The sequence below is a fragment of the Ruegeria sp. BA2 genome, from assembly GCF_056539605.1.
Window position 1 is genome coordinate 375,236 of sequence record NZ_JBQFVE010000004.1, and the last position, 23,213, is coordinate 398,448.

General features: G+C 55.9%; 25 protein-coding genes, 1 tRNA gene and 1 pseudogene. 17 read left to right on the forward strand and 10 right to left on the reverse strand.

Annotated features, from left to right (window positions below; all coding sequences use genetic code 11):
- Positions 1-144 precede the first annotated feature (144 nt).
- From ACR0NN_RS11930 to ACR0NN_RS11945, 4 genes are all read left to right on the forward strand, one after another.
- Entirely contained in the window at positions 145-630 is a 486-nt protein-coding gene (locus ACR0NN_RS11930; RefSeq protein WP_170721954.1) for a RidA family protein, read from the forward strand.
- Positions 631-818: 188 nt separating this feature from the next.
- Entirely contained in the window at positions 819-2,393 is a 1,575-nt protein-coding gene (locus ACR0NN_RS11935; protein WP_170721952.1) for a lysine--tRNA ligase, read from the forward strand.
- A gap of 48 nt (positions 2,394-2,441) precedes the next feature.
- The gene (locus ACR0NN_RS11940; protein WP_170721950.1) at positions 2,442-2,843 is read left to right on the forward strand and encodes a DUF4864 domain-containing protein; all 402 of its coding nucleotides are present in this window, start codon (positions 2,442-2,444) and stop codon (positions 2,841-2,843) included.
- Between the two features lie 136 nt (positions 2,844-2,979).
- Positions 2,980-5,265 (forward strand): glycosyl hydrolase family 28-related protein, encoded by a 2,286-nt coding sequence (locus ACR0NN_RS11945; protein WP_170721948.1) that lies wholly within the window; start codon positions 2,980-2,982, stop codon positions 5,263-5,265.
- Positions 5,266-5,302: 37 nt separating this feature from the next.
- Here the strand turns inward: ACR0NN_RS11945 and ACR0NN_RS11950 are convergent, their stop codons facing one another.
- On the reverse strand, positions 5,303-5,968 hold the full coding sequence (locus ACR0NN_RS11950) for a hypothetical protein (RefSeq protein WP_170721946.1): 666 nt from the start codon (positions 5,966-5,968) through the stop codon (positions 5,303-5,305).
- 154 nt (positions 5,969-6,122) lie between these two features.
- Here ACR0NN_RS11950 and ACR0NN_RS11955 point away from each other — a divergent pair, with 154 nt between their 5' ends.
- The 3 genes from ACR0NN_RS11955 (at position 6,123) to ACR0NN_RS11965 (ending at position 7,441) form a co-directional block, all read left to right on the forward strand.
- On the forward strand, positions 6,123-6,449 hold the full coding sequence (locus ACR0NN_RS11955; RefSeq protein WP_170687253.1) for an antibiotic biosynthesis monooxygenase family protein: 327 nt from the start codon (positions 6,123-6,125) through the stop codon (positions 6,447-6,449).
- Between the two features lie 65 nt (positions 6,450-6,514).
- Positions 6,515-6,922 carry a universal stress protein gene (locus tag ACR0NN_RS11960; protein ID WP_170721944.1) on the forward strand — a complete coding sequence of 136 codons (408 nt, stop codon included), beginning with the start codon at positions 6,515-6,517 and terminating at the stop codon, positions 6,920-6,922.
- A gap of 72 nt (positions 6,923-6,994) precedes the next feature.
- Positions 6,995-7,441 (forward strand): excalibur calcium-binding domain-containing protein, encoded by a 447-nt coding sequence (locus tag ACR0NN_RS11965; protein ID WP_480684729.1) that lies wholly within the window; start codon positions 6,995-6,997, stop codon positions 7,439-7,441.
- 65 nt (positions 7,442-7,506) lie between these two features.
- Here the strand turns inward: ACR0NN_RS11965 and ACR0NN_RS11970 are convergent, their stop codons facing one another.
- Complete coding sequence (locus ACR0NN_RS11970; protein WP_170687251.1) at positions 7,507-7,737, reverse strand: aspartate aminotransferase; 231 nt, start codon at positions 7,735-7,737, stop codon at positions 7,507-7,509.
- 98 nt (positions 7,738-7,835) lie between these two features.
- Here ACR0NN_RS11970 and ACR0NN_RS11975 point away from each other — a divergent pair, with 98 nt between their 5' ends.
- On the forward strand, positions 7,836-8,189 hold the full coding sequence (locus ACR0NN_RS11975) for an MmcQ/YjbR family DNA-binding protein (protein ID WP_170721942.1): 354 nt from the start codon (positions 7,836-7,838) through the stop codon (positions 8,187-8,189).
- Here ACR0NN_RS11975 and ACR0NN_RS11980 read toward each other — a convergent pair.
- Positions 8,186-8,893, reverse strand: coding sequence for an ORF6N domain-containing protein (locus tag ACR0NN_RS11980; protein ID WP_170687249.1), 708 nt, complete (start codon positions 8,891-8,893; stop codon positions 8,186-8,188). The two genes, ACR0NN_RS11975 and ACR0NN_RS11980, sit on opposite strands and share 4 nt — an antisense overlap.
- Before the next feature lie 214 nt (positions 8,894-9,107).
- Between ACR0NN_RS11980 and ACR0NN_RS11985 the strand changes: the two genes are divergently transcribed.
- A tRNA-Arg gene (locus ACR0NN_RS11985) sits at positions 9,108-9,185 on the forward strand.
- A gap of 105 nt (positions 9,186-9,290) precedes the next feature.
- Here the strand turns inward: ACR0NN_RS11985 and ACR0NN_RS11990 are convergent.
- Together ACR0NN_RS11990 and ACR0NN_RS11995 are read right to left on the reverse strand one after the other, a co-directional pair.
- Positions 9,291-9,767, reverse strand: a complete 477-nt coding sequence (locus ACR0NN_RS11990; protein WP_170721940.1) for a GNAT family N-acetyltransferase — start codon at positions 9,765-9,767, stop codon at positions 9,291-9,293.
- Positions 9,768-9,780: 13 nt separating this feature from the next.
- On the reverse strand, positions 9,781-10,092 hold the full coding sequence (locus tag ACR0NN_RS11995; protein WP_170721938.1) for an ETC complex I subunit: 312 nt from the start codon (positions 10,090-10,092) through the stop codon (positions 9,781-9,783).
- Between ACR0NN_RS11995 and ACR0NN_RS12000 the strand changes: the two genes are divergently transcribed.
- On the forward strand, positions 10,091-10,261 hold the full coding sequence (locus ACR0NN_RS12000; protein WP_170721933.1) for a hypothetical protein: 171 nt from the start codon (positions 10,091-10,093) through the stop codon (positions 10,259-10,261). The two genes, ACR0NN_RS11995 and ACR0NN_RS12000, sit on opposite strands and share 2 nt — an antisense overlap.
- A 106-nt stretch (positions 10,262-10,367) precedes the next feature.
- The gene (gene uvrB / locus ACR0NN_RS12005; RefSeq protein WP_170721931.1) at positions 10,368-12,554 is read left to right on the forward strand and encodes an excinuclease ABC subunit UvrB; all 2,187 of its coding nucleotides are present in this window, start codon (positions 10,368-10,370) and stop codon (positions 12,552-12,554) included.
- Between the two features lie 43 nt (positions 12,555-12,597).
- Here uvrB and ACR0NN_RS12010 read toward each other — a convergent pair whose 3' ends face one another.
- The 3 genes from ACR0NN_RS12010 to ACR0NN_RS12020 all read right to left on the reverse strand — a co-directional run bounded on the left by ACR0NN_RS12010 (position 12,598) and on the right by ACR0NN_RS12020 (position 14,044).
- Positions 12,598-12,927, reverse strand: coding sequence for a GIY-YIG nuclease family protein (locus ACR0NN_RS12010; protein ID WP_170721929.1), 330 nt, complete (start codon positions 12,925-12,927; stop codon positions 12,598-12,600).
- A gap of 462 nt (positions 12,928-13,389) precedes the next feature.
- Positions 13,390-13,632, reverse strand: a complete 243-nt coding sequence (locus ACR0NN_RS12015; RefSeq protein ID WP_170721926.1) for a zf-TFIIB domain-containing protein — start codon at positions 13,630-13,632, stop codon at positions 13,390-13,392.
- 121 nt (positions 13,633-13,753) lie between these two features.
- On the reverse strand, positions 13,754-14,044 hold the full coding sequence (locus ACR0NN_RS12020) for a hypothetical protein (protein ID WP_170721925.1): 291 nt from the start codon (positions 14,042-14,044) through the stop codon (positions 13,754-13,756).
- A gap of 376 nt (positions 14,045-14,420) precedes the next feature.
- Here ACR0NN_RS12020 and ACR0NN_RS12025 point away from each other — a divergent pair, with 376 nt between their 5' ends.
- Together ACR0NN_RS12025 and ACR0NN_RS12030 are read left to right on the forward strand one after the other, a co-directional pair.
- Entirely contained in the window at positions 14,421-14,849 is a 429-nt protein-coding gene (locus tag ACR0NN_RS12025) for a hypothetical protein (protein WP_170721923.1), read from the forward strand.
- Between the two features lie 338 nt (positions 14,850-15,187).
- Positions 15,188-15,424 carry a hypothetical protein gene (locus tag ACR0NN_RS12030; protein ID WP_170721920.1) on the forward strand — a complete coding sequence of 79 codons (237 nt, stop codon included), beginning with the start codon at positions 15,188-15,190 and terminating at the stop codon, positions 15,422-15,424.
- 228 nt (positions 15,425-15,652) lie between these two features.
- On the opposite strand, the pseudogene xylB reads toward ACR0NN_RS12030, so the two are convergent.
- Together xylB and ACR0NN_RS12040 are read right to left on the reverse strand one after the other, a co-directional pair.
- Positions 15,653-16,981: pseudogene (gene xylB, locus ACR0NN_RS12035) on the reverse strand (xylulokinase); the annotation flags it as partial.
- A 305-nt stretch (positions 16,982-17,286) separates the two neighbouring features.
- The gene (locus ACR0NN_RS12040) at positions 17,287-18,291 is read right to left on the reverse strand and encodes an AraC family transcriptional regulator (RefSeq protein ID WP_170721918.1); all 1,005 of its coding nucleotides are present in this window, start codon (positions 18,289-18,291) and stop codon (positions 17,287-17,289) included.
- A 141-nt stretch (positions 18,292-18,432) separates the two neighbouring features.
- Here ACR0NN_RS12040 and ACR0NN_RS12045 point away from each other — a divergent pair, with 141 nt between their 5' ends.
- The 4 genes from ACR0NN_RS12045 to ACR0NN_RS12060 are packed head-to-tail and all read left to right on the forward strand — an operon-like array spanning position 18,433 to position 23,095.
- The gene (locus tag ACR0NN_RS12045) at positions 18,433-19,839 is read left to right on the forward strand and encodes an amidohydrolase family protein (protein ID WP_170721916.1); all 1,407 of its coding nucleotides are present in this window, start codon (positions 18,433-18,435) and stop codon (positions 19,837-19,839) included.
- Positions 19,840-19,865: 26 nt separating this feature from the next.
- A complete protein-coding gene (locus ACR0NN_RS12050; protein ID WP_170721914.1) occupies positions 19,866-20,630 on the forward strand; it encodes a DUF3299 domain-containing protein in 765 nt (254 codons plus the stop codon).
- Entirely contained in the window at positions 20,627-21,805 is a 1,179-nt protein-coding gene (locus ACR0NN_RS12055; protein WP_170721911.1) for a carbohydrate porin, read from the forward strand. The genes ACR0NN_RS12050 and ACR0NN_RS12055 overlap by 4 nt, the downstream gene beginning before the upstream one ends.
- A 48-nt stretch (positions 21,806-21,853) precedes the next feature.
- A complete protein-coding gene (locus ACR0NN_RS12060) occupies positions 21,854-23,095 on the forward strand; it encodes a membrane dipeptidase (RefSeq protein WP_170721909.1) in 1,242 nt (413 codons plus the stop codon).
- The last annotated feature ends 118 nt before the right edge of the window (positions 23,096-23,213 follow it).

The following is a 23,213-nucleotide window of genomic DNA, read 5'->3' on the forward strand; positions in this document are numbered from 1 at the left end:
ACTGGTAGTTTATGGCGGGTGAAGCATGTGACCGAGGCGTGGTGTTATTCCGGGGACGATGTGAAGGTCCGCAGGGAGCCCGAAGATGACAATGTTATCCTTTCGGTCTAGCTTGCAGGTCATGCAATAGTCGGAGAGATTATTATGTCCACGCCAGAAAGCAGGCTTGAAGAATTGGGCTTGAAATTGCCTGCGCCTACCAAGTTACCGGATGGCCTGCACATACCCTTCGAATTTGTTAATGTCAGAGGTGACCGAGCACTTTTCTCAGGTCACCCAAAAAACGCAATGGATGGTAGTCTGGCCGGGCCCTTTGGAGTTGTCGGAGCCGAAATTACTACGGATCAAGCGTATGCTGAGGCCCGCGAAGTGGCACTAACGGTACTGGCTAACCTGAAAGCAGAAATAGGCGAGCTATCAAGAATTGTTGGATGGGTCCGCGTCTTTGGTATGGTCACATCTGCGCCCGGATACTCGGATCAACATATTGTGGTAAATGGCTTTAGCGATTTGATCATTGAGGTGTTTGGCCCAGACATCGGTCGCCATGCGCGTTCTGCTATCGGTGTGTCTGGACTACCGCTCGGTTTCGCAATGGAAATTGAGGGCGAAGTCATGATCTCTGCCTGATAGGCCTGCGAAGGCTTAGTCCGCAAAGCGGACATTCGCAATCCAAAGCAAACATCGATTGGATGGCGTGCAGGCGACTGAAGGCATGAAAATCCTCACCCTTTATTGACTCATACTGCACCTGCACAATAACAGGGGCCGGTCCGGGCGCATGGGGTGTCTGGCACGTTTCCCGATGGAGTATCCAAATGTCTGACCTGCGTGAAACCGCGATGACGTCCAAGGCGTGGCCGTTTGAAGAGGCGCGGCGGTTGCTCAAACGGTATAAGCAGGGTGCTCCGGAGAAGGGATATGTGCTGTTTGAGACGGGCTATGGCCCCTCGGGTCTGCCGCATATTGGCACCTTTGGCGAGGTTGCGCGGACCACAATGGTCAAGCGCGCGTTTGAGGCGCTGTCGGATATTCCGACCAAGCTGATCTGTTTCTCGGACGACCTGGATGGGATGCGGAAGGTGCCGAGCAATGTGCCGAATCCTGAGGCGCTGCAGGATTATCTGCAATGCCCGCTGACCTCGGTGCCCGATCCGTTTGGCACGCATGACAGCTTTGGTGAACATAACAACGCCATGCTGCGCCGGTTCCTCGATACCTTCGGGTTCGAGTACGAATTCTATTCGGCGCGTGAGTTTTATCGCTCGGGCCAGTTTGACGAGATCCTCAAGCGCGCCGTTGAGAAATATGACGACGTGATGGCGATCATGCTGAAAAGCCTGCGCGAAGAGCGTCAGCAGACCTATTCGATCTTCCTGCCGATCCACCCCGAGACCGGGCGGGTTCTGTATGTGCCGATGAAGAAGGTTTGTGCCGAGACCTACACTGTCACTTTCGATGACGAGGATGGCAAGGAATGGACGCTGCCCGTGACCGGTGGAAACGTCAAGCTGCAGTGGAAGCCGGATTTCGGCGCGCGCTGGGCCGCGTTGGGCGTTGATTTCGAGATGTATGGCAAGGAACATGCCACCAACGAAAAGATCTATGACGCGATCTGCCGGGCCTTGGGCGGTCGTGCGCCAGAGCATTTCAGCTATGAGCTGTTTCTGGACGAAAACGGTCAGAAGATTTCCAAGTCGTCGGGCAATGGCGTGTCGATTGACGAATGGCTGACCTATGCGCCGACCGAGTCGCTGGCCTATTTCATGTACCAGAAGCCCAAGACGGCAAAGCGGATGCATTTCGATGTGATCCCGAAAGCTTATGATGAGTATCATCAGCAGTTGCGGGCCTACCCGGGGCAGGACCTGAAGGCGCAGTTGAACAATCCTGTGTGGCATATCCACGGTGGGAATGTACCTGAATCCACGCTGATGGTGCCCTTTGCGATGCTTCTTAACCTGGCGTCGGTTTCGGGAGCCGAGGATAAAGAGGCGCTGTGGGGTTTCATTCGCCGGTATGCGCCTGAGGCGACCGCCGAGACCCATCCCGATCTGGATGAGGCGGCGGGCTTTGCGGTGCGTTACTTCAACGATTTTGTCAAACCGACGCGCAAGCACCGCGCGCCGACGGATCAGGAACGCGAAGCGCTGGAGGCGTTGAAGGCGGCGTTGGAGGCCTATGACGGGCCGATGGAAGACGAGGCACTGCAATCGGTGGTCTATTCCATCGGGCGCGAGCGGTTTGATCCGATGCGCGGCTGGTTCACGGCGCTTTATGAGGTGCTGCTGGGGGCATCGCAGGGCCCGCGCTTCGGTGGGTTCATCGCACTTTATGGCGTGCCGGAGACGACAGCCCTGATCGACAAGGCGCTGGCCGGAGAACTGGCCTGATTTGACCTGACCTCGCGTGGGGCTACTCTTGATTCAGGAGGTGGCCCCATGCGTCGATTATTGCTTGCCCTATCCCTGAGTGCCGGACTGGCATCCGGAGCTTTTGCTCAGAGTGACGAGATCGAGGCCAATATCTCGGCCCAGATACAGGCGTTCAAGGCGGATGACTTTGCCACCGCTTTCACTTTTGCCAGCCCCAATATCCAGCGCATGTTTGGCGACCCGGATAATTTCGGGGTCATGGTTCGGCGCGGTTATCCGATGGTCTGGCGGCCAGCGGAGGTGCGGTTTCTGGAACTGCGCGAGGTCGCCGGGAACCTGTGGCAGAAGGTCATGATCACCGATGGCGAGGGTCGCGTGCATTTGCTGGATTACCAGATGATCCAGCAAGAGGGCCGTTGGAAGATCAATGGCGTGCAGTTGCTGGGTAATTCTGACCCGGCGGCGTGAGGCAACACCACCGTCACGGTGGTAAGAGCCGCGATTAATCCCTTTTCGATACTCAGACCCATGCGCTTGGGCTCAGGGCCCGGGCGGTATCGGGTTTTGGCGCGCGTGCTTGGCGCGATTGGGAAAGGGATTTTACATGAACAAGGCAATCACCGACGGCATCGTGTTCATGCCGCCCGCCTATGCGGCTGGTCTTGGGGTCTGGTCCAGCGGCGACGGCACGCCGGGCTCTCCGACCTATGAGGGGTCGGGTACGGGGGTGTTCGTTCCAGCGGACGCGGATTTTGCGGGCTGTCTGGAGATTTACAAGACGGCAGAGCCTCAGCGGCTGCGCTATATGGGGCAAACGCCTTTGTTGCCCGGCTGCTATCTGCAGATCAAGGCGCGGGTGAAGGCGATCAGTGGGCCGCTGCCCGAGGTGCGGATCGCGGGCTGGGTCGGTGGTGCAGGAGATGCGCATGTGGACGGGTTGGTCGAGCAGGGCCCCGCGGTGCAACTGACCGGCTATGGCACAGTGCATGAGGTGACGGCCATCGTGGGCACAGGGCTGCGCCCCGGTGTGGATATGCCGTGGGGCAATGCGGCGCTTTACGGTCACTTTGGTCTGGATATCGAAGGCATGAACGGTGCGGTGGTGCGGGTCGATGATATCGAGATCTCAGATGTGACCTCGGTCTTCCTGCGGGACATGATCGGTTTGGTCGACGTGCGCGATTTTGGGGCGGTGGGCGACGGCGTTACCGATGACTCGGCGGCGTTTGAGGCGGCGGATCAGGCGGCGAACGGGCGCAAGGTTTATATTCCGCAAGGTGAGTTCCGGCTGGAAGAGAACACTAATATGGCATCCGAGGTCTCATTCGACGGCACCGTTACTATGCCGGTCGACAAGATGCTGCTGCTGACCAAGAATTTCGATCTGCCGACCTATATCACCGCCTTTGGTGACGAGATGCTGGCGTTTAAAAAGGCGTTTCAGGCGCTGTTAAATAGCTCGGACCATGAATCGCTGGATCTGGGCGGGCGCAAGATTGCGGTGACCGAACCCATCGATATGGCGGCGGCTGTGCCGAACCGGACGGGGTATGCCACCCGTCGGGTGGTGCGCAACGGACAGTTTGACGTCAAAAGCAGTTCGAACTGGGATACCGAGACCTTCACCTCAATCGCGACATACAGCCCGTCTGATCCCGATACGCTGACCAATGTGGCCAATGTGGCCAATATCCCGGTGGGGTCGCTGGTCACCGGCAGTGGCGTCGGGCGCGAGGTTTATGTGCAGTCGAAAAACGAAAGCACGGGTGAGATCACGCTGAGCGCGCCGACCTATGATGCGGCGGGTACGCAGACTTTTACCTTTACCTCGTTCAAATACCTGCTGGATTTCAGCGGATTCAGCGCGCTGCAGAAATTCAACATGGAAGGGATCGAGTTCCAGTGTAACGGTCGATGCAGCGCGATCCGGCTGTCTCCGGGCGGGAACACCTTTGTGCTGAAGGACTGTTTCATCAGTCGCCCGAAGGATCGCGGTGTCACCTCTATCGGGCGCGGATGCCAGGGAATGTTGATCGATGGCTGTCAGTTCCTGTCGACCGAGGAAAGTCTGGATGTGCCGGATCGAAGCTCAATCGCGTTGAACGCGAATGCCAACGACGTCAAGCTGCGCCACAACCGGGCCACCCGGTTCCATCATTTTGCGGTGCTGAGCGGCGACAACAATCTGGTGCTGGGCAACCACTTCTTTCAGGGCGACAATGTTGCCAATGGGGTGCGCAATGCTGGCTTGGTGATCATCGGTGGCTATAACAGTTCGTCCATCGCCGAGAACTATGTCGATAACTGTTTTATCGAGTGGACCAACGAGCACGATGCGAACCCGGATTACTTTACCAGCTTCTCGTTCAGCGCGCTGAGCATCACGGATAACATCTTCTACGCCAGCGATGTCGCGCCCTGGTTCAGCTATCTGGTGATCCGGCCCCATGGCACGGGTCATTTCCTGAACGGGCTGACCGTGACCGGCAACAAATTCCGCGTCAACAATGTGCGGATCGACCGGGTGGATCGGGTCGATACCAGTTTTGCCGATCTAGATCCGGAACGGCACAAGAGGGTTTGTTTCGAGAATAACACGTTCCACGGCATTGACACCCCTTGCGCCAACCCGTTGCGGGTGCAGCACACGCAAAGCTCTCCATCCTCGGCCTGGACTGTCAGCTCGCAAGGGCAATTGCCTTTTGGGGGCAGGGCGCGCGGGTGCGACTCGGTCGTGGCGCTGGGAAGCCTCAGGACTGCGCTGAACGCGATACGCTATGTCGCGCCATATGTCGAACTGCGTCAGGGGGCGAGCCAAAGTGATATTCGCCTGCGCTGGTCTGAAGGGTTGCGCGGGGCAGTCTCGACAATCCTGCGGATCGATACCTGATTGAGATGTGGGCCGCCTTCCCTTGGGCGGCCCATTCTTAATAGCTGCGCCAAAGGGCAAATTTGATCCCGATATTCTTATCATTCGAATTGCGTTCTGCGCCCAGAATCCAGGTGAGTTTTCCTGTCTTCGGACGATACATCAGCGAGGGTCGCACCCGCCAATACCAGGGGCGATCTGAAATATATGAAGTTTCGACCTGCAAAAGCGGATCAATACGCCGACCCGAGGATAGGCCAGCCGTGAAGTCCAGCTTGTGGATCAGCGCCTCATGCGTGCGATTTTCAACCGCGGCGTCCACATTGATCCAACCTCCGCCAATCCCGGTTTGAATGCCTTTGCCATATGAAAGCGTTGCCTTGTACATGGCCCAGGCGCCGTATTGGCGGTGGTGCGCACCGATGCCGAATTCGGCGGCAAATCGGCCTGCTTGCCCGAAATCCGCAACCGGAATACGGGCGAAGACCATCGCATGCCCATAGAGATCCTGATGTTCCTCGACATCAAGGCCAATGGTCAGTTTTGGTCTCAGCCCCCATTCAGCATAAAGCGCGGATTTGTATTTGTAGATCCCGTCTTCTTTTTTGAAGGCGGTTACTGAGAGCGCGGTGAAGCTTGAGCCTTTTTCGCGCAGCCAAGCCCCAGCGAAGGCCGGAGTGCTCAACAAAGCGAGCAGCAGATAGATAAGAACCAGACGCGCCATGGCTGCAGCATCGGTAGACTTGGTTAACGGATGGTTAGTTTCTTGTTCATCTTCGAGAAAGTTTTTTGACCCTTGCCGCCTTGTATGTGCAGGAAAAGGGTGGCGTTTTCAAAAGCTGTGATAGGCTTGGGGGAGCTAGTTAAGGAGAAGCCAGATGCCGCAGATTTCCAAGACCAACAGTTATCAGACCGTCATCACCACATTCGAGATGACCCCCGGAACCTGCCAGGATCTTCTTGAAGCGCTGACGGCCGCCTATGCCGAGTTCATTTCAAAACAGCCGGGGTTCATTTCCGCCGGGCTGCATGTGAATGACGCCCAGACCCGGATCGCCAACTATTCGCAATGGGAGCGGCGCGAGGACTTTCTGGCGATGTTGCGGACGCCGGAAATGCGAGAACGCAATCGCAGGCTCAACGAGCTGTGTAAAAGTTTTGAGCCTGTGATGTATGACGTGGCCGAGACATTCGGCGATAGCTGATCTGTATCAAGGCGCAGCCTTGATGCACGGCGCAGGATAACGGCGCAACAACGGAGGCGCGTGCCATGTATCACAATATCCTTGTTCCGATTTCCTTTGACGCTGAACGGGACAGCTCGGGCGCATTGAAGCTGGCACAGTTGCTGGCGACGCCTGAGGCCGAGGTCACCCTGCTGCATGTGGTTGAACACATCCCGGATTACGCGATCTCTTACATGCCCGCCGAGTATCTTTCGGAAGCGCGCAAGGCGATCCAGGCCGAGTTGGACACATTGGCCGCGGGTGTGCCGAATGCCAAAGGTTTGGTGATCGAAGGGCATTCCGGGCGCACAATTCTGGATTGGGCCGAAGCGAACAAGCCTGATCTGATCATCATGGCCTCACATCGCCCCGGTATGCAGGATCTGCTGCTGGGCTCGACGGCGACCCATGTGGTGCGCCACGCCAAATGTGCAGTGCATGTGGTGCGGTAATACCCGTCTTTTTCTTATAAGGGCGCTCGTATGGCCATGGCTTTGCCACATAGGTCATGTAACAGCTTGGTCATGACGAGCGGGAAAGTGGCGAAAGAGGCTGAACCAAGCCCACGTTTGACACGGCGACAGCGGAAGGCAGATGCACTGCGCAGGCAGGCTCTGTCACCGTTGCGTATTCTTCTTATGGTTCTGGCTCTGCCGATAACAACCGGAATGATCGCCATCGGTGTTTACCTGCGTGTCTCCGATTATGAGCGGCATGAAGCGGTGGTTCATCTGGTGGCGCTGGCCGGTTGCGATGCTGTTGGGATGTTGGGCTTTGGGCCATTCCGCGAAGGTGGCCCCGGGTATCACAAGCGCAATGATCCCGATGGCGATGGTGTCGCCTGTGGGTCATTTGCCTTGCAACAGCAGCGCAACGTTGCGATGCCGGGAAGAAACACCGAGTCCACGTCTCAGAGTATCGAGCCCCCCAAACAGCGGACCGTTGGCACTGCTAAGTTTCTGAAGCCATGAAATGTGGGTTTCGAAATCTTTGAAAGATTTCGGGGCGCTTTCTTTATAAGAAAGCGGTGCGCAGCTCAGGTGAGCCAGCGCACCGGCGCGCGATTGCAAAAGATTACGATCTGGCCCGAGTTTTCCACCACTTGATACCCGCGGCGGTGAATTTCGGCCATAAAGCGCTCCATCCCGGCAAAGCGTTCGATATCACGCGCCTTGCGTCGGATCACGCCACCCTGCTGAACGGCCTTGGACCTGAAAAGATCGCTGAGCCAAACTTCGGGCGAGAGGGGAGCGTTTTGGCTATTCATCACTGATGATTTGACGCAACAAGGTTAATGCGGGGTAAAGGGTTTGTAGACCCATTCAGGACTTGCCTTGCTTTGGTCAGAGCGCCACAGTCCCGGCGATGACACGTGATGAATTCAACTCTTTTTGTTCCGACCTCAAAGCGACAAGCCATGTGGTGCAATGGGGCAATGCCGATGTCTGGAAAGTGGGGGGCAAGGTGTTCGCAATCTGCGGCTGGAATGAGGGCAAGGATGCGTTCACCTTCAAGGCCACCGACCTTGCCTTTGAGGTTTTGGGTGATGAACCCGGCATCCGCCCAGCGCCCTATCTGGCATCACGCGGCATGAAGTGGCTACAGGTTTATGAGGAACGCGGCATGAGCGATGCCTCGCTTCGCGATCATATCGTTATCTCGTATGATCTGGTTGTCGCCAAGCTGACCAAGAAGCAGCGCGCTGAACTGGGCCTCTAGGCCTTCATGGCGTGCAGCAATTCCAGCAGTTGTTTCCGGTCATCGTCGTCGGCATAGTCACCGGTCGCCAAACGTTCCGCGATGCGCAGGCGCAGGCGGTCTTGTTGCGTGCGCACCTCTTCGCCGGCGGTTTCGGCCAGCGTTTTCATGATCGTGGCGACCGCCTGCTGCCGTTTGGTGGTCGGGTTGGCGATGTAGTCGACAAGGCTCTGCTGCCCGGAATCGAGGATGTTTTCGGCCAGATCGCGCAACTGATCTCCGTTCGGGAGCAACGCAGGCTCGGCACCTTTCGCGGGTAGGACTTCCGGCGGGTTGCGCGGGGTTTCGGCCAGTGCGTTGGCGCCATCGACGAAGGCTTCGGTGATCATCCGCGTGATCCTGATCGCGCGCGGGTCTTTGAACAGGGCCGAGGCGATGGCCACACCGTAATCGGTATAGACCCACGGATTGACCCGCCGCCCGCCGCGGCCTTTGGGTTTTGAAATCACATTCTGTGATTGCAAATCTGCGACTTCGGCATCGGTCAGCTGAAAGCGGTAGCCTTCAAACAGGTCTGCATTGCGCGAGACGGCCTGATTGAAGGCGCTGACTGATTTGCCGTAGAATTGCGCCAGGTCTTCGGCCAAAACCACGCGCTGCCCGCGCACCCTGTGAATGGCGCCTTGGACCTCATGCGGGCTGGGCAGGTTTTCCGGGTTTGTCATCGCATCCGTTTGGAATCACAATCTGTGATTTCAAACGTGACGCAGCACGCGCTGGGCTGCAAGTTTGAACTGCGGGCGGGTTCGTTGACTTTTTCCAAAAGGTCTGACCAGCCCTGCCAATGCTCTGATACTAATACAATTTTCAGATGACCGCTTTGACCCTCTATCAAGTTGACAATCCTTATGGATTGACTGATACAAACGGAACAAGACCGGGCCGTTAGCTCAGCTGGATTAGAGCAGGGAACTTCTAATTCTCAGGTCGGGGGTTCGAGTCCTCCACGGCTCGCCACTTCTTCAGATTTTCTCCGAGTTTGGGCATGGATGCGGCCTGCGCATCTGGGTGCAGGCCATAGGGTCAAACTGCGCCAAGTGGCTTTTAGGTTGCCCTAATTTCCTACGCGTCGGGCCCTAGGTCCAATCGCATGAACGCGCTGTTGGGATCGGGCGCGTAGCCATAGATCGGCCCGCAATAGGAATAACCCAGCGCCTCATAGAGCTTGCGCGCAGCCTCATATTCCGAAAGATGTTCGGCACCGGTTTCGAGGACCAGCGCGGAAATGCCCTCGGCTTGGGCCAGATCGGCCAGATGGGCCATGATCACCCGCGCCAAACCCCGCCCGCGCGCCGCCGCAATCACATGTACCGATTTTACCTCAGCCGTGCCATCAGGCAGAGCCTTCAAGGCGCCACAGCCCAGAGGTTGGCCATCCTCGTAAAGCGCCCAGAAACGAATGTCCGGTCCCTGCAGGGCGTCAACATCCATTGTATGGTTCGAGGTCTGAGGCGTCGCCTCCCAGCTATGAGCGAGATGCGCTTGAATGATCGGGCGCAGATCCTTTGCGCCGGGGTCCGCTGGGCGAATCTCGATCATTCAAAGAGCCGTTTCAGTGGGTCCAGGGGCCGCGCCGGTCGGTGGCGAAGTTCTCACCATAGCCGCGCGCGCGCAGGTTCGGTTTACGCTTATGCGGTTCGCTCACCTGTGCGTCGATACCGTTGTCCTTGGCGTAATCCAGCGCCTCTTCCTTGGTGTCGAATTTCAGGCGCACCTGAGTCTGAGTGTCATTGGATGAGGTCCAGCCCATCAGCGGATCGACCTCGCGCGCAGAAGCGGGGGCATATTCCAAAACCCACTTGCGGGTCTTGGCCATCCCCGAGGTCATCGCATTTCGCGAAGGCTGGTAAATCCGTGCGCGCATGTCGCCTCTCCGTACTCACTTGGCTGAGGCTGTTTATGCGTCAGAGCGCGCGCCGGGACAAGATGACAAATGTCGCGGATGCGTCGAACGCCTGATGTCGGAAACTGTCATCAGTGGCGCATATACCAGTGAATGCGATGGCCGACCGCGCGCGGCCTCAGAACCATGAGGTCAAATTGCGGAGGGATTCGCAATTGCAGCCCGCCAAACATCGATCAGCCCTTGCAGCTGGACAAAATAAGAACAAATGTAAGGGCCTGATCCGGAGCCTGCCTATGCCATACGCCCATTCCGACAAGACCCAATTGACCGCCGATGACGTGCGCGCGCGCCTGAAACTGGAAGGCGGCAAGCAGTTTGTCATGCACACCGAATTTGCCCCAGCGGGCGACCAGCCCACGGCGATCAAAGAGCTGGCTGGCGGTGTGAATGATGGGGAACGCGATCAGGTTCTGTTGGGCGCGACGGGCACAGGCAAAACATTCACCATGGCCAAGGTGATTGAGGAAACTCAGCGCCCCGCCATCATCCTTGCGCCGAATAAGACGCTGGCCGCGCAGCTTTATGGTGAGTTCAAGGGGTTCTTTCCCGAGAACTCGGTCGAGTATTTCGTATCCTATTACGACTACTATCAGCCCGAGGCCTATGTGCCGCGCTCGGATACGTATATCGAGAAGGAATCGCAGATCAACGAACAGATCGACCGGATGCGCCACTCGGCCACGCGGGCGCTGTTGGAGCGAGACGATGTGATCATCGTGGCCTCGGTTTCGTGCATCTACGGTATCGGCTCGGTTGAGACATACGGGGCGATGACGCAGGACTTGAAAGTCGGTAATGAATATGACCAGCGCCAAGTGATGGCCGATCTGGTAGCCCAGCAATACCGCCGCAACGATCAGGCGTTTCAGCGTGGGTCCTTCCGCGTGCGTGGTGATTCACTGGAGATCTGGCCTGCCCACCTTGAGGACCGCGCCTGGAAGTTCTCGTTCTTCGGCGAAGAGCTGGAGCAGATCACGGAATTCGATCCTCTGACCGGCGAACGTGCCGCCACGATGGAGCAAGTACGGGTCTATGCGAATTCGCACTACGTCACGCCGAAGCCGACGATGAATCAGGCGATCATCGGGATCAAAAAGGAACTGCGCATCCGGCTGGACCAACTGGTAGGCGAGGGCAAGCTGCTGGAAGCGCAACGTCTGGAACAGCGTACGAACTTCGATCTGGAAATGCTTGAGGCCACGGGTGTCTGCAATGGGATCGAGAACTATTCGCGCTATCTGACCGGACGCGCGCCGGGTGAACCACCCCCGACCCTGTTCGAATTCATCCCGGACAACGCCATCGTCTTCGCTGACGAATCCCATGTCAGCGTCCCGCAGATCGGCGGCATGTACCGGGGCGACTATCGCCGTAAGTTCACGCTGGCCGAACACGGCTTCCGCCTGCCGTCCTGCATGGACAACCGCCCGCTGAAGTTCGAGGAATGGGACGCCATGCGCCCGCAATCCGTCTTTGTCTCGGCCACGCCGGCGAAGTGGGAAATCGAACAGACTGGAGGCGTCTTCACCGAACAGGTCATCCGCCCCACCGGCCTCTTGGACCCCGAGGTCGAAATCCGCCCGGTGTCGATGCAGGTGGACGACCTGCTGGACGAGGTGCGCAAGGTCGCCGCCAACGGCTTCCGCACGCTGGTCACGACACTGACCAAACGTATGGCCGAGGACCTGACCGAATACCTGCACGAACAGGGAATAAAAGTCCGCTACATGCACTCCGATATCGACACGCTGGAACGGATCGAAATCCTGCGTGATTTGCGGTTGGGGGCCTTCGACGTTCTGGTCGGCATCAACCTTCTGCGCGAAGGGCTCGACATCCCAGAATGCGGGTTGGTCGCCATTTTGGACGCGGATAAGGAAGGCTTCCTGCGCTCGGAAACCTCGCTGATCCAGACCATCGGTCGCGCCGCGCGGAACGCAGATGGCCGGGTGATCATGTATGCCGACAAGATCACCGGCTCGATGGAGCGCGCTTTGGGCGAAACCAACCGCCGCCGCGCCAAGCAGATCGCCTATAACGAGGAACACGGCATCACGCCGGAAACGGTGAAAAAGAATGTCGAGGACGTTCTGGCCGGTCTTTACGAAGGCGACGTCGACATGAACCGCGTCACCGCCACCATCGACAAACCGATGCACGGCGCAAATCTCGAAGCGCACTTGGACGGCCTGCGCGAGCAAATGCGCAAAGCTGCCGAGAACCTGGAATTCGAAGAGGCCGCCAACATCCGGGATGAGATCAAACGTCTGGAAGCGGTCGATCTGGCCGTCGCCGACGATCCGATGGCGCGCCAATGGGCGGTCGAGAAAGCGTCCGAGGATGCGGTGAAATCGCGTGGACGCTCAACGGCTGGGAGGCCGGGGCAGCGGGGTGGGAATGTTAAGCGGAGGAAGCGGTAGAAAAGGACTCCCGGTCACGGATGCTTCCGAGAGTCCCGTTTTCTTAGCCGTTGCAGCTAGGATTCCATTTGGCGACTAAATCCCTTTCCTCCGCCAATCGGGCCTGCTCTCCACTTTCGTTTGTATGAGCATGAATGTGGGTTGCACCGTTCCTGCGGATACAATCCATCTTATGGTGGTTGTCGAACCTTTCGCTCAAATCCGACGTTTGACCAGTGTAGATAGGCTTGTATCTGCCAGGAGATACTTCCTTGGCAAATATATAATTGCCTGGCTTGGCGACAAAGTTCGGAGGCAGTTCATAAATCCAATACTTATAGGATTTGCCTGATTGGCCTTGCCACGTGATTGTGTTTTGTTTGGTTAGCGTCATTACACGCCCTTTCTCAAAAAATGAGAACGGTCGCTTGACCTCGTCGTTTTGAGTTGCATAACTCAAATTGCACTCGACTTACCGCTGCGACCGTCCAAGGTACGCGGACCGGAGTGAAGCGCCGCCAAAGCCCGCCAGCTTTGGCGGCGTACTGATTCCAGTGGTGCTACAAGCGTGTCGCTGAATCGGATTAGCGTCAACTACAAAATGACAAATCTCCCCCGGATCCCGCTACAGATCTGGAAGGTACACAATCTATCGTAGTTTTTCCAAGTGTTACCCCCATATATTGGGGCAGTCAATGTGCTTTCCTGTGGATAACCAGTGTTTGGACACAACATATCGACAAAGTTATCCACAGCCACACAATCTACAGCAAGCGTAGGATGGGTGCTCGTACCCATCTCCCACCGTGACCATACAACAACCGATAAAACCCTCTCAGATCACGGTGCCAACGCCTCAGAAATCAAACAGCTCGTCCAGAAACCCGCCGCGCTTCTTCTTTTTCCGATACCCGTGATCGGACCGATCGTCGTAGCTCCGCTGCGGCGGCGGCGGCGGGGTATGGGCGGCGGATCGTTCGATGATTTTGTCCAGCTCTCCGCGGTCCAGCCACACGCCGCGACATTGCGGACAATAGTCGATCTCGACCCCGCTCCGCTCTGTGATCACCAGCTGAGTTCCATCAATCGGACATTGCATCAGACGCTCTCCCTTTTCTGTCCTGACCAGATGGGATCGCGCGCAGCGATTTTCACCCCAGTGCGACCACAAGTCCCGCAATGGGGTAAAGCCAAAGGGCAGAAAAGCCTCTGCCTCTGAGTTAACCTTTATCCCAATGGGCAATCACATCATAGCCAACCGGCGTCGGCGGACCTTCCAGAAATTCCGCAAACTGACCCCATAGCTCGGCCACTTTGGGCGCGTTTGCGTTCGAGGTTTCCTCGCTTTCCACCACCGAGATCACATAGCCCGAGCCGTCCTCGTTCATCACGTTGGTAAAGCAGTGCATGCCAGGCATGCCCATGATGTCGGATTTCAGATCATTCATTTTCGCTGTCGCCGCCTCGCGCGTGCCGGGCTTCATCTTGAATTGAGTAATACGTGCAAACATGACTTTCCTCCCTCGTTCGGCGAAATTGCCATAAGGCGTGACCGGTCCGGCCGCCCCGCGCGTAACCTAGCACAGCGACCTGAAATCTCGCATTGATACTTGGAGAATCAAGGCATTTTCAACCTAACGCCTGACCTTAGCGCGGCAGTTGTCACTTCAAAGTTGTAGCCCAGTGGATGCTGCCCAGCACGCATGAGGTCCAGAGCGCCATTCACTGGATAGGCTTAGCCCGAGTTGTGCTGGCCGGGAATCTGATGTGCCCTTCAAGAGAATCCGTTGGCGCCTTCAATAAATCTGCCGCGCGCACGTCACGCCCCACTCGTCAAAGCTGATCACCATCCTTGCCCGAGGCCCATCGGCAGCTAAGTTACAGCGCATGCGCATCGTTTTACTCTCATTGATCCTCGCCACCCCGGCCGCTGCTTGGGAGGCAACAGTCGGGCAGATCTGCACGCTCTCGCATGACACCGAACAGGCCGAGATTTTCCTGACCTACGACGCGGCTCAGCCGCTTTACACGCTGACCGTCACTCGCAAAACCGAAGGTTGGGCGCAGGCCCCGTGGTTTGCCATGCGCTTTGATGGCCTGAAGCCTATCGAAATCGCCACGCCGCGCCATGTTCTGTCCGGGAACGGCTTGGCTCTGACCGTGACAGATACCGGATTTGGTAATGTTCTGGACGGGTTGGAATACAATCAGACCGCTTACGCGTTTACGCAGGACCGACTGACCGAGTTTCCGTTAGACGGCGCAGCACCCCAAGTTCGCATCTTTCGCGAGTGTGCCGCAGCGGCGCTCTCGTAACATCGAGCGTAAGGGAGGGTTTGCCTCCATCGCCTCGGTTATGACCTGCTGATTTTTCGGTGTGTTGCACCAGAAAATCATAAATTACTTTCGCCAAGTCAGGGTGCGACCTGGGTGCCGGGTGGCGTTTGCATGCGCCCATATTCGAGAACGCAGAACGACCCGAGTTTGGACAAAATTCCGCCCTGAATTGCCTCTAGCCGCCGCCGTACCACAGATCGAATACAGATTGGACTACGATGAAAAAGGCAGCTCTTCTTCTTGCTCTTTTACCAATAACCGCATTCGCTGAAGAGCGGGTGTTTGAGTGCGACGCGCCAGACGCGGAACATCCGGAAATGGCCGCGAAACTTGTCAAATATGACGGCCAGCAACGCGGCCACATCACGATCGGAGATATCGACAAAGACGTCGATGTGTTCCCGGGCCTCGACACCCTGACCTATCTGTATGTCGGCGACGATTACACGCTGAGCTACAATGTACACCCCGAGAAGGGCACGTTTGATTTCTCGGCCTCAGGCAGCAAGTCTGGGTGGGGCAAAGGATCGTGTGTGGAAACCACGGGCCAATAGCGGTTCCAGCGCGGGGCGACAGGCGAACATCTTGGCCAAGCCATAACTCTGGGATGCGTCATCGCGATGCATGTCTTCGAATGCCGATCAATAAGCGAATTGCCCTCGGAAACTGAGGGCGGTTCAAATTGTGTGAAAGAGACTAATCGCGACCTGATGCGCCCTTTGCCAAGGAGCACGTTCGATAGCCCCGATCGCGGCAGAGGGTGATGATTTGGTTTCTGGCAATCAACCGACAGCGCTCACCGCTGGATAGAGCCTTCGAAACCGGTCCAATCGCTCGGATAATCCTGCCAAGTCATCAGGATCGAAACGGTCAGTAGTTGGAGGCTGATTTGCAAGATCTGCAATGGTCAACGCACCATGGCCACAGGCCGCCAATCGGGCCGCTCCGTAGGCCGGACCGGAATCCGCGCTCGCTGAGCATACAACAGGTTTTCTGGTCACCGAAGCGATAAGGCCCAGCAGCAGGTCAGATTGGCTGCCACCTCCAATTGCGGCGAGTTCCGGCAAGTTGTCTATTGTGTCGCCGAAACTTTGCGCTGCGTCAGCAAAACAAAATGCAATTGCCTCAACCACGGACCGGCAGATATCTGCGCGTGTTGTCGAATCCTCAAGGCCGAAAAAACAGGCCCGGATATGTGGGTCTCCGAGTGGGCTGCGCTCGCCTGTCAGATAGGGCAAGAAAATCGGCACTCGGTCGCTGCTAACCGTTTCTGCCAGCGCAACAACTTCGGCGGCAGAGAGCCCCAGCTGGCCGCCGATCCAGGAAATTGGCCTGGCACCGTTCAGCATTGCTGCCATCTGATACCAGCGGTCTGGTACTGTGTGCGCAAAAGCGTGCACATAGCGTTCCGGGTTGGGTTTATACACGCGATCTGCGACGAAAAGCTGGCCGGATGTTCCCAGAGAGATGAATCCCCGCCCCGGTTCGGTCGCGCCTAAAGATACGGCACCAGTTGCTGCATCTCCTCCACCTGCCACGACGGGGATGCCAGTTTTCAGCCCGGTCTTTGCTGCGGCTTGTCCCGTCACGGTTCCAACGATGATGTGGCCATCAAAAATGCTGGGTAGCCATTCGGCCGCTACGTCAGTGGCCTCTGCAACGCCACCGTGCCAAGTGCGCGAAGCTTTATCGAGCCACAGTGTCCCGGCGGCATCAGACGTGTCGGTCGCCAACTCTCCATGCAGGCATAGACCGATATAGTCTTTGGGTAGCAGGAAATGGGCAAGTCGGTCATAGTTTGCAAGTTCATGTTTTTTGAGCCACGCAATTTTTGGTGCTGTAAATCCCGGTAGTGGGAGAACGCCCGAGATTTGTCCGACTTGCGGCTGGGACGCGCGCAGTTCATCGCATTCTTGTGTGGCTCTGCTGTCGTTCCAAAGGATTGCCGGGCGGATCGGGCGCAAATCGCGACCCAGCAATACGGCACCGTGCATTTGACCGGATAAGCCGATGGTTTTTACGTCTGATAGCGTGTTTTGCCCGGCAAGCTGCTTCAGGGCATCACGCGTTGCCTGCCACCACAGGTCCGGGTGCTGTTCTGACCAGCCGGGCTGCGGAGAGGAGGTCTAAATCTCTGTTGAAGAGGTGGCTAGAATTCGATCGGCGTCTGCGCAAACAAGTTTGACTGCTGACGTCCCGATATCGATCCCAAGATACATCTAAACCCCATGCCTGCGCAATCGCCCGGACCTTGTCTGGCTATTGATTTTTAACGCGCGCAAAGAATATGTAAAAATAGGATAAGATCAAGGCGACCATAATCCGCAGGCTGCCTTGAGTTTGATGCACTCCGCTCATGCATCCGCAGCCAATCCTGCTTAGTGAAGCTTAAGCAGTTAAAGTATTCGTAACATAACTATGCACTGAGGCGAAATTTGGTCGGTGTCATTCCGGTTTGACCTCGGAAGAAGCGAGTGAAATGAGACTTGTCAGAATAGCCCAGCATCAGACCAATCTCCGCAATTGTCATCTGGTCTTCCTTGAGATGCTCCTTGGCGATATCGATACGCAGCCGTTTGATTTCGCGGGGTAGCGTTGTGCCTTGTTTCTGAAGCGCCTTAAGAAACCTTTCCGGCTGTATTCCCAGCAATCCGGCCACCACCTCTGGCCCCAAATCGATTTCATCGAGCTTGTCACGTAAGACAGATCGTAAAGCTGCCACAACAGTGACTTCTTCATCTTGTTGAGGCGGGGCGATGGGACTGTTGGAGCCCCCAGAGGCATGGTGCAAAAACAACCATTCCACAGGAAAACTTATTTGCATTCCAGGACCCGTCCCAAGGCCAACCTCAATCCCTTTGTAGTCGATTGGCAGGCCGTTGATATATCTGCACTCCCATCGCACACGTGAAGAATCCCATGAATCGCCGACGACGGTCTGCAACAGGCGTACATAGATGGCGGCACCAAAACCGGTTACCTGAACGGGTGGGACAGTTGGTTCTTGTTGCCTCTCGATACGATAAGTCGCTTTGTCTTCTTCAATGACAAGGCTGTGCCGCACAGAATTGGATTCCTGTGGAACAAGCCCTACGAAACGGGCAAAAAACTCGAACAGTGACTTTGTGGATTGCAAGGCCTGAGCAAACGGAGGCCATTCCTGCAGGTCAAAAGTCTCTCCTACATTCAGGCCAAGGTACCGATCCCCCGACAAATTTGAGAAGGCATTTAACAGACCATATACCAGCTCGGAGTGGACATAGACAGAAGGGTCAGACAACAGTTCAGCCTTCAATCCGACCTGATCCAAAGCCGGTTGCGGATCGATCTCACGGTCGACGAGATACTGTAAGAATGGCGCAGCTAAAGAGAGGCGAATAAAGCCCTCACTATGCTCTTGAGAGGTGGAGTTGAAAGGCAAACGCGTCACCCCTTCTGGATCAAATGCTGCGTTCAGTGGCCATTCTTACAGTCACATTCGAACATTCTAATTCAAAATTGGCAACCGAGGCAAAATTTTCCGGACTACAGTTGGCAAAACATGAATATGAAGGGAGTGCTTATGTCCGGTCTACGAATGTCGCTTTGCTCGACAGTAATTTTCGCTGCGGGTCTTTCGTTTTCAGCGTCCGCGCAGGCTCAGGAACAAGAAGAACCCCAAACGCTGTTTACCAACGTGCATGTCTTCGACGGTGTGAATGAACAGCGTATCGAAAATGCCAGCGTTCTGGTCGAGGGCAACCTGATCAAGGCCGTCTCAACCGATGCGATTGATGCCCCCAATGCCACGGTTATTGACGGAGAGGGGCGCACGTTAATGCCGGGTCTCATTGATGGGCACGCGCATGTTATGATCAACAACGATTTTGGCCCCGTTGAACACAACATGACGCCTTACGACATCGCGTACAACTCGGTGATTGTAATGGATAGGTTCTTACAAGACGGGTTCACATCCGTAAGAGATATGGGAGGCCCAGCCTTCGGTCTGGCTAGGGCTATCGACAGCGGCACAGTTATTGGACCAAGACTATTTCCGTCGGGCGCGTTCATCTCGCAAACCTCTGGCCATGGTGATTTTCGCGATCGCGCAGACCCGGGTTACAGTCCCAATGATGCCGGTGATTTATCCAACTTTGAACGCATGGGTATTGGCACAGTCGCCGATGGTATACCCGAGGTGTTGAAGGCAGTGCGCCTCAATCTTCGCAATGGGGCTAGCCAGATTAAGATCATGGGTGGCGGCGGAGGATCGTCGCGTTTCGATCCGATAGACACGACGCAATACTCAGAGGATGAAATCTGTGCCGCAGTCGAGTCCGCTGCTGACTGGGGTACGTATATTGCTGCACACACGTTCAATGACCGCTCGGTAAACAGACTTCTTGATTGTGGTGTCAAAACGTTTGAGCATGGGTTTTTCATTTCGGAAGCCACCATGAAACGTATCGCAGAAGCTGGCGCTTTTGTCGTTCCGCAGATGTGGGGGATTTCTCCTGACCTAGCCAAAAATCCGCTTATGCCGCCAGACAAGATTCCCGAAGTAAGCGCGCTGGGTAAAGAGTATGCAGACTTTGGTAGAAACCTTCTCAAAAACGGTGTAAAAGTCGTCTTTGCATCTGACTACGTAGGTAAGTTTGAAGATGCCGAACGTGCCCGCCGGTACGAAATCTGGTGGCGTACTCAAACGTTTGACAGCAATTACGAAGTGCTGAAGCAGATGACATCGGTAGCAGGTGAAATGCTTGCGCTGTCTGGTCCCAGAAACCCCTATAAAGAAGGTAAACTGGGCGTAATCGAGGAAGGCGCTTATGCTGATATCATCCTCGTGGATGGCAACCCTCTTGAAGATATCACAGTGATCGGTGGCAACACGGCTTGGTTTGATGCCGACCCTGAGTGGAGGCCAATCGACACGATCGACATCATAATGAAAGACGGTGTCATCTACAAAGAAACGCTAGATTGACGCGCACGGAGCAACCGGAGGGGATCATGCGCCATTCGCTGCTCTTCGCTGTATTTGCCGGATTAGTCTGGTGCGGTGCTTTTGCCATGGCGACACCAGGCGCGACGCTCGACTGGTCCGACCTGCCGGATCCGTCCGTTCAGGTCTATGAGGACCCCTACCGTGATCTTACCCCTGAACAATTTGACGATGTCCTCTACGTGGTAAGATTGCGCGGAAGGCTGCAGCAGGATGGTGGCAGCGAAGAAGAGCGGCAAAAGTGGCAAATGCTTTTAACCGAGACTGAGGATGCCTTGGCAGCTGATGGAATTGATGTCGACTGGCTACTCGATCAGCGCGAGGTTGTAACGGAACGTCGAAGAAAAGCAGGAACGAACGGAAATCCACAATTCGACGGTCAAACAATCACACTCGTAGGCTTTGCCATTCCTGCTCCGAGTGATCCGGACGGTCGGTCTGTGGCCTATTTGGTGCCAGAACGCGGGATGTGCAGTCACATTCCTCCACCTCCGCCCAACCAGATGATCCGTGTGCAGTTGAATGGAGACTGGACGCCCAGCTATTTCCACGAACCCGTTCGGCTGACGGGCGTGCTGACGATCAATCCTTCTGTTCAGAATATGATGGTAGTGGACGGCCTCATGCCAATGAATGCGACTTTCCAGTTAGAGACGGAGCGTATCGAAACTCTTGAGACTGAAGCAGAAAGGCTGGAATGGAAGCAGCGTGCCGCCGATCGTATCCGCGCGGCGGGCAATCGCAAGACCGGCGGGGCAAAGGCGTCTGAATGACAAGACTTCTGGTTGCCGCAGTGATCATTGCCTTCGCTGGCGCAGCGTCGGCTCAGGGACTGTCCGGGCCCTCTTCGGTCGAAGCTGATCTAGAGCCCGGAGATGGGTTGACTGATCCGCAATACAGTTCCGATTTTCCGCGCAATATCGCACCGGGTTGGTTTCAATGGAAGGACCGACTGGCTGAGGGTGGGTTTCGGTTCAACATTGATTATCTGGCGCTGGGTCAAACTACGAATTCCGATCTTGGAACTGGCGAAGCGGCAAGCGGAATTGCTCGCTTCTACGGTAGTTGGCAGGCAACTGAACGGGGTTCCCTGACATTCAAGATCGAAGACCGGCACAGTTACACGGACGTCGCTCCGCAGTTCCTCGGTCTGGATGGTGGAGCCCTTTCAATCACGGGAACGGCATTCAACGATAATGGTCTGCTGCTGACCAACCTGTTCTGGACCCAAAGGGCGGAGAACGGTTCGTGGACGCTGCAAGTCGGGCAGATTGATGTAACAGACTTTGTGGATATCTATGGGTTGGTAAGCCCCTACAGTGGCTTCCAAAACCTGTCTTTCAATACCAACCCGACAATTAATACGCCCAACCAAGGCCTTGGTGTTGCCGGTGGGGTAAAGCTGAGCGAGAACCTTTACGCCGTTGCCAGCGTCTCAGACGCAAACGCCGACCCGTCTGATCCAAACTTTGATGTGTTTAGCGACGGCAATCTCTTCAAATCACTCGAATTTGGTTACACCTCCGGCTTTGATCGCATCTACTTCGACAATATCCATTTGACCCTCTGGCATGCGGATGCGGCTGACGATGGGAGTCGAGCGGAAGATTACGGCGCTGCGTTCTCTGCCGCATGGTTTGTTGACAATAAGTGGATGCCGTTCTTTCGGGCTGGGGCCTCAAAGGGGACCGCAGCGCTTTATGACCGGTCCGTCTCTGCAGGTCTGGGCTACTATGGTCGCAATACCGATTTGGCCGGGCTGGGCTTGAACTGGGCCGAGGCAAGAGGCATAGACGGTGACCAGTTCACGCTCGAAGCATTCTACCGGTTTTCAATCTCGCCCGGATTGCAGATCACGCCATCACTGCAGTTCATTTCTGACCCGCTGCTGAGCCCCGCTCAGGATAACATTACGCTCTTCGGTCTAAGAACCCGGATCGTTTTCTGACGGGTTCGAATGTGGCGCTAAAAACAAAGCAGTTAGGGAGGTTCTGTTATGAAGACAATGTTGGCCGTAAGCGCTATCGCGATCACTCTAGGTTGCGCAACACACGCTAGCGAGGAAAGCAAGACTTGGGATGCATCAGAAGAGGCGAAGCAATTCGTACAAGACACCGTAGTCCTCGGCATGTTGGCCAGCCCCTACGGCACTGGTTGGACCGACTACGACCAGCTTCATACTTACTTCGCAAGCGCTCGGGACAACGGCATTACGGGACACGAGATGACGCTGGCAGCTGCGGATATGTCGTTTGAAACCCTGCTAGAGCAGCACTATCACTTTCGCTCAGCCATGGCGCAGCAACCGGAAAACTACCTGATCGTCAATGAAACCCGAGATATCGAAGCCGCCCATATACAAGGCAAGACGGCTGTCATCTGGAACAGCCAAACCGCCACAATCCTGAACGGCGATCTTAAGAAAATGGCATTGCTAAAGGATATGGGGATCAAAAGTATGATCCTGGCTTACAATGACATTTTCCGAACCGGATCGGGGCAGTTGGCGGCCTATAACGGGCGCGACATTGGTCTGACGCCTTGGGGGAAGTCGGTCATCGATGAAATGGTGCGGTTCGGTATCCTGCTGGACCTGAGCCATACGGGTTCTAAAACGGCTAATGATGCCATGGATTACATGGACGAAAACTATCCTGGTGTACCTTATGTCTATACGCATTCTGTCCCTGCCGGGTTGTACACTTACGAACCGAATGCCACGCCGCGTGGATGTTATCGGGCCATCCCCGATGACGAAGCGCTGCGCGCGGCCAAGTCGGGCGGATACATATCTCCGACCTTCACTGAATGGATGATGGACGGCGTTTGGCCCGAAGATATCTCACCCAAGCAGGCCGCCGATATGATTGACTATTATGTCCAGCTGGTAGGCGTCGATCACGTCGGGATCGCGACCGACGACATGTTCTCGACCGAACTTGTCGTACAGTTCGCAACTGCGAATGCGAGCATGTACGATGACAGCGGCTATATGATCGACGCGTTCAACAAGGGGGCTACTGGCAATGGCGAACTTGCCAAAATCCTTGCAGCGATTACCGATGATCTTTGGGCGCGTGGCTATTCCAATGAGGACCTTGCTAAGATCTATGGCGGCAACAAGATGCGGGTTTTCGCGCAAGTTTGGGAGGGCAAGCCTCCCGAGCAGTTTTTGAAAGAATATCCCGAACGCTTGCGCCTTAGACAAGAGCTTAGCGAAGGGTTCTATTCGCGCTAAACGAATCGAAGCCACCATGGTCCATATGGCGATTACAGGCCAGGAACATGCACATCCAAAGATGTTGTATGGAAAGTTTCTAATACACTGCGGAGTAAGAATGGTGGGTGATGAGAGA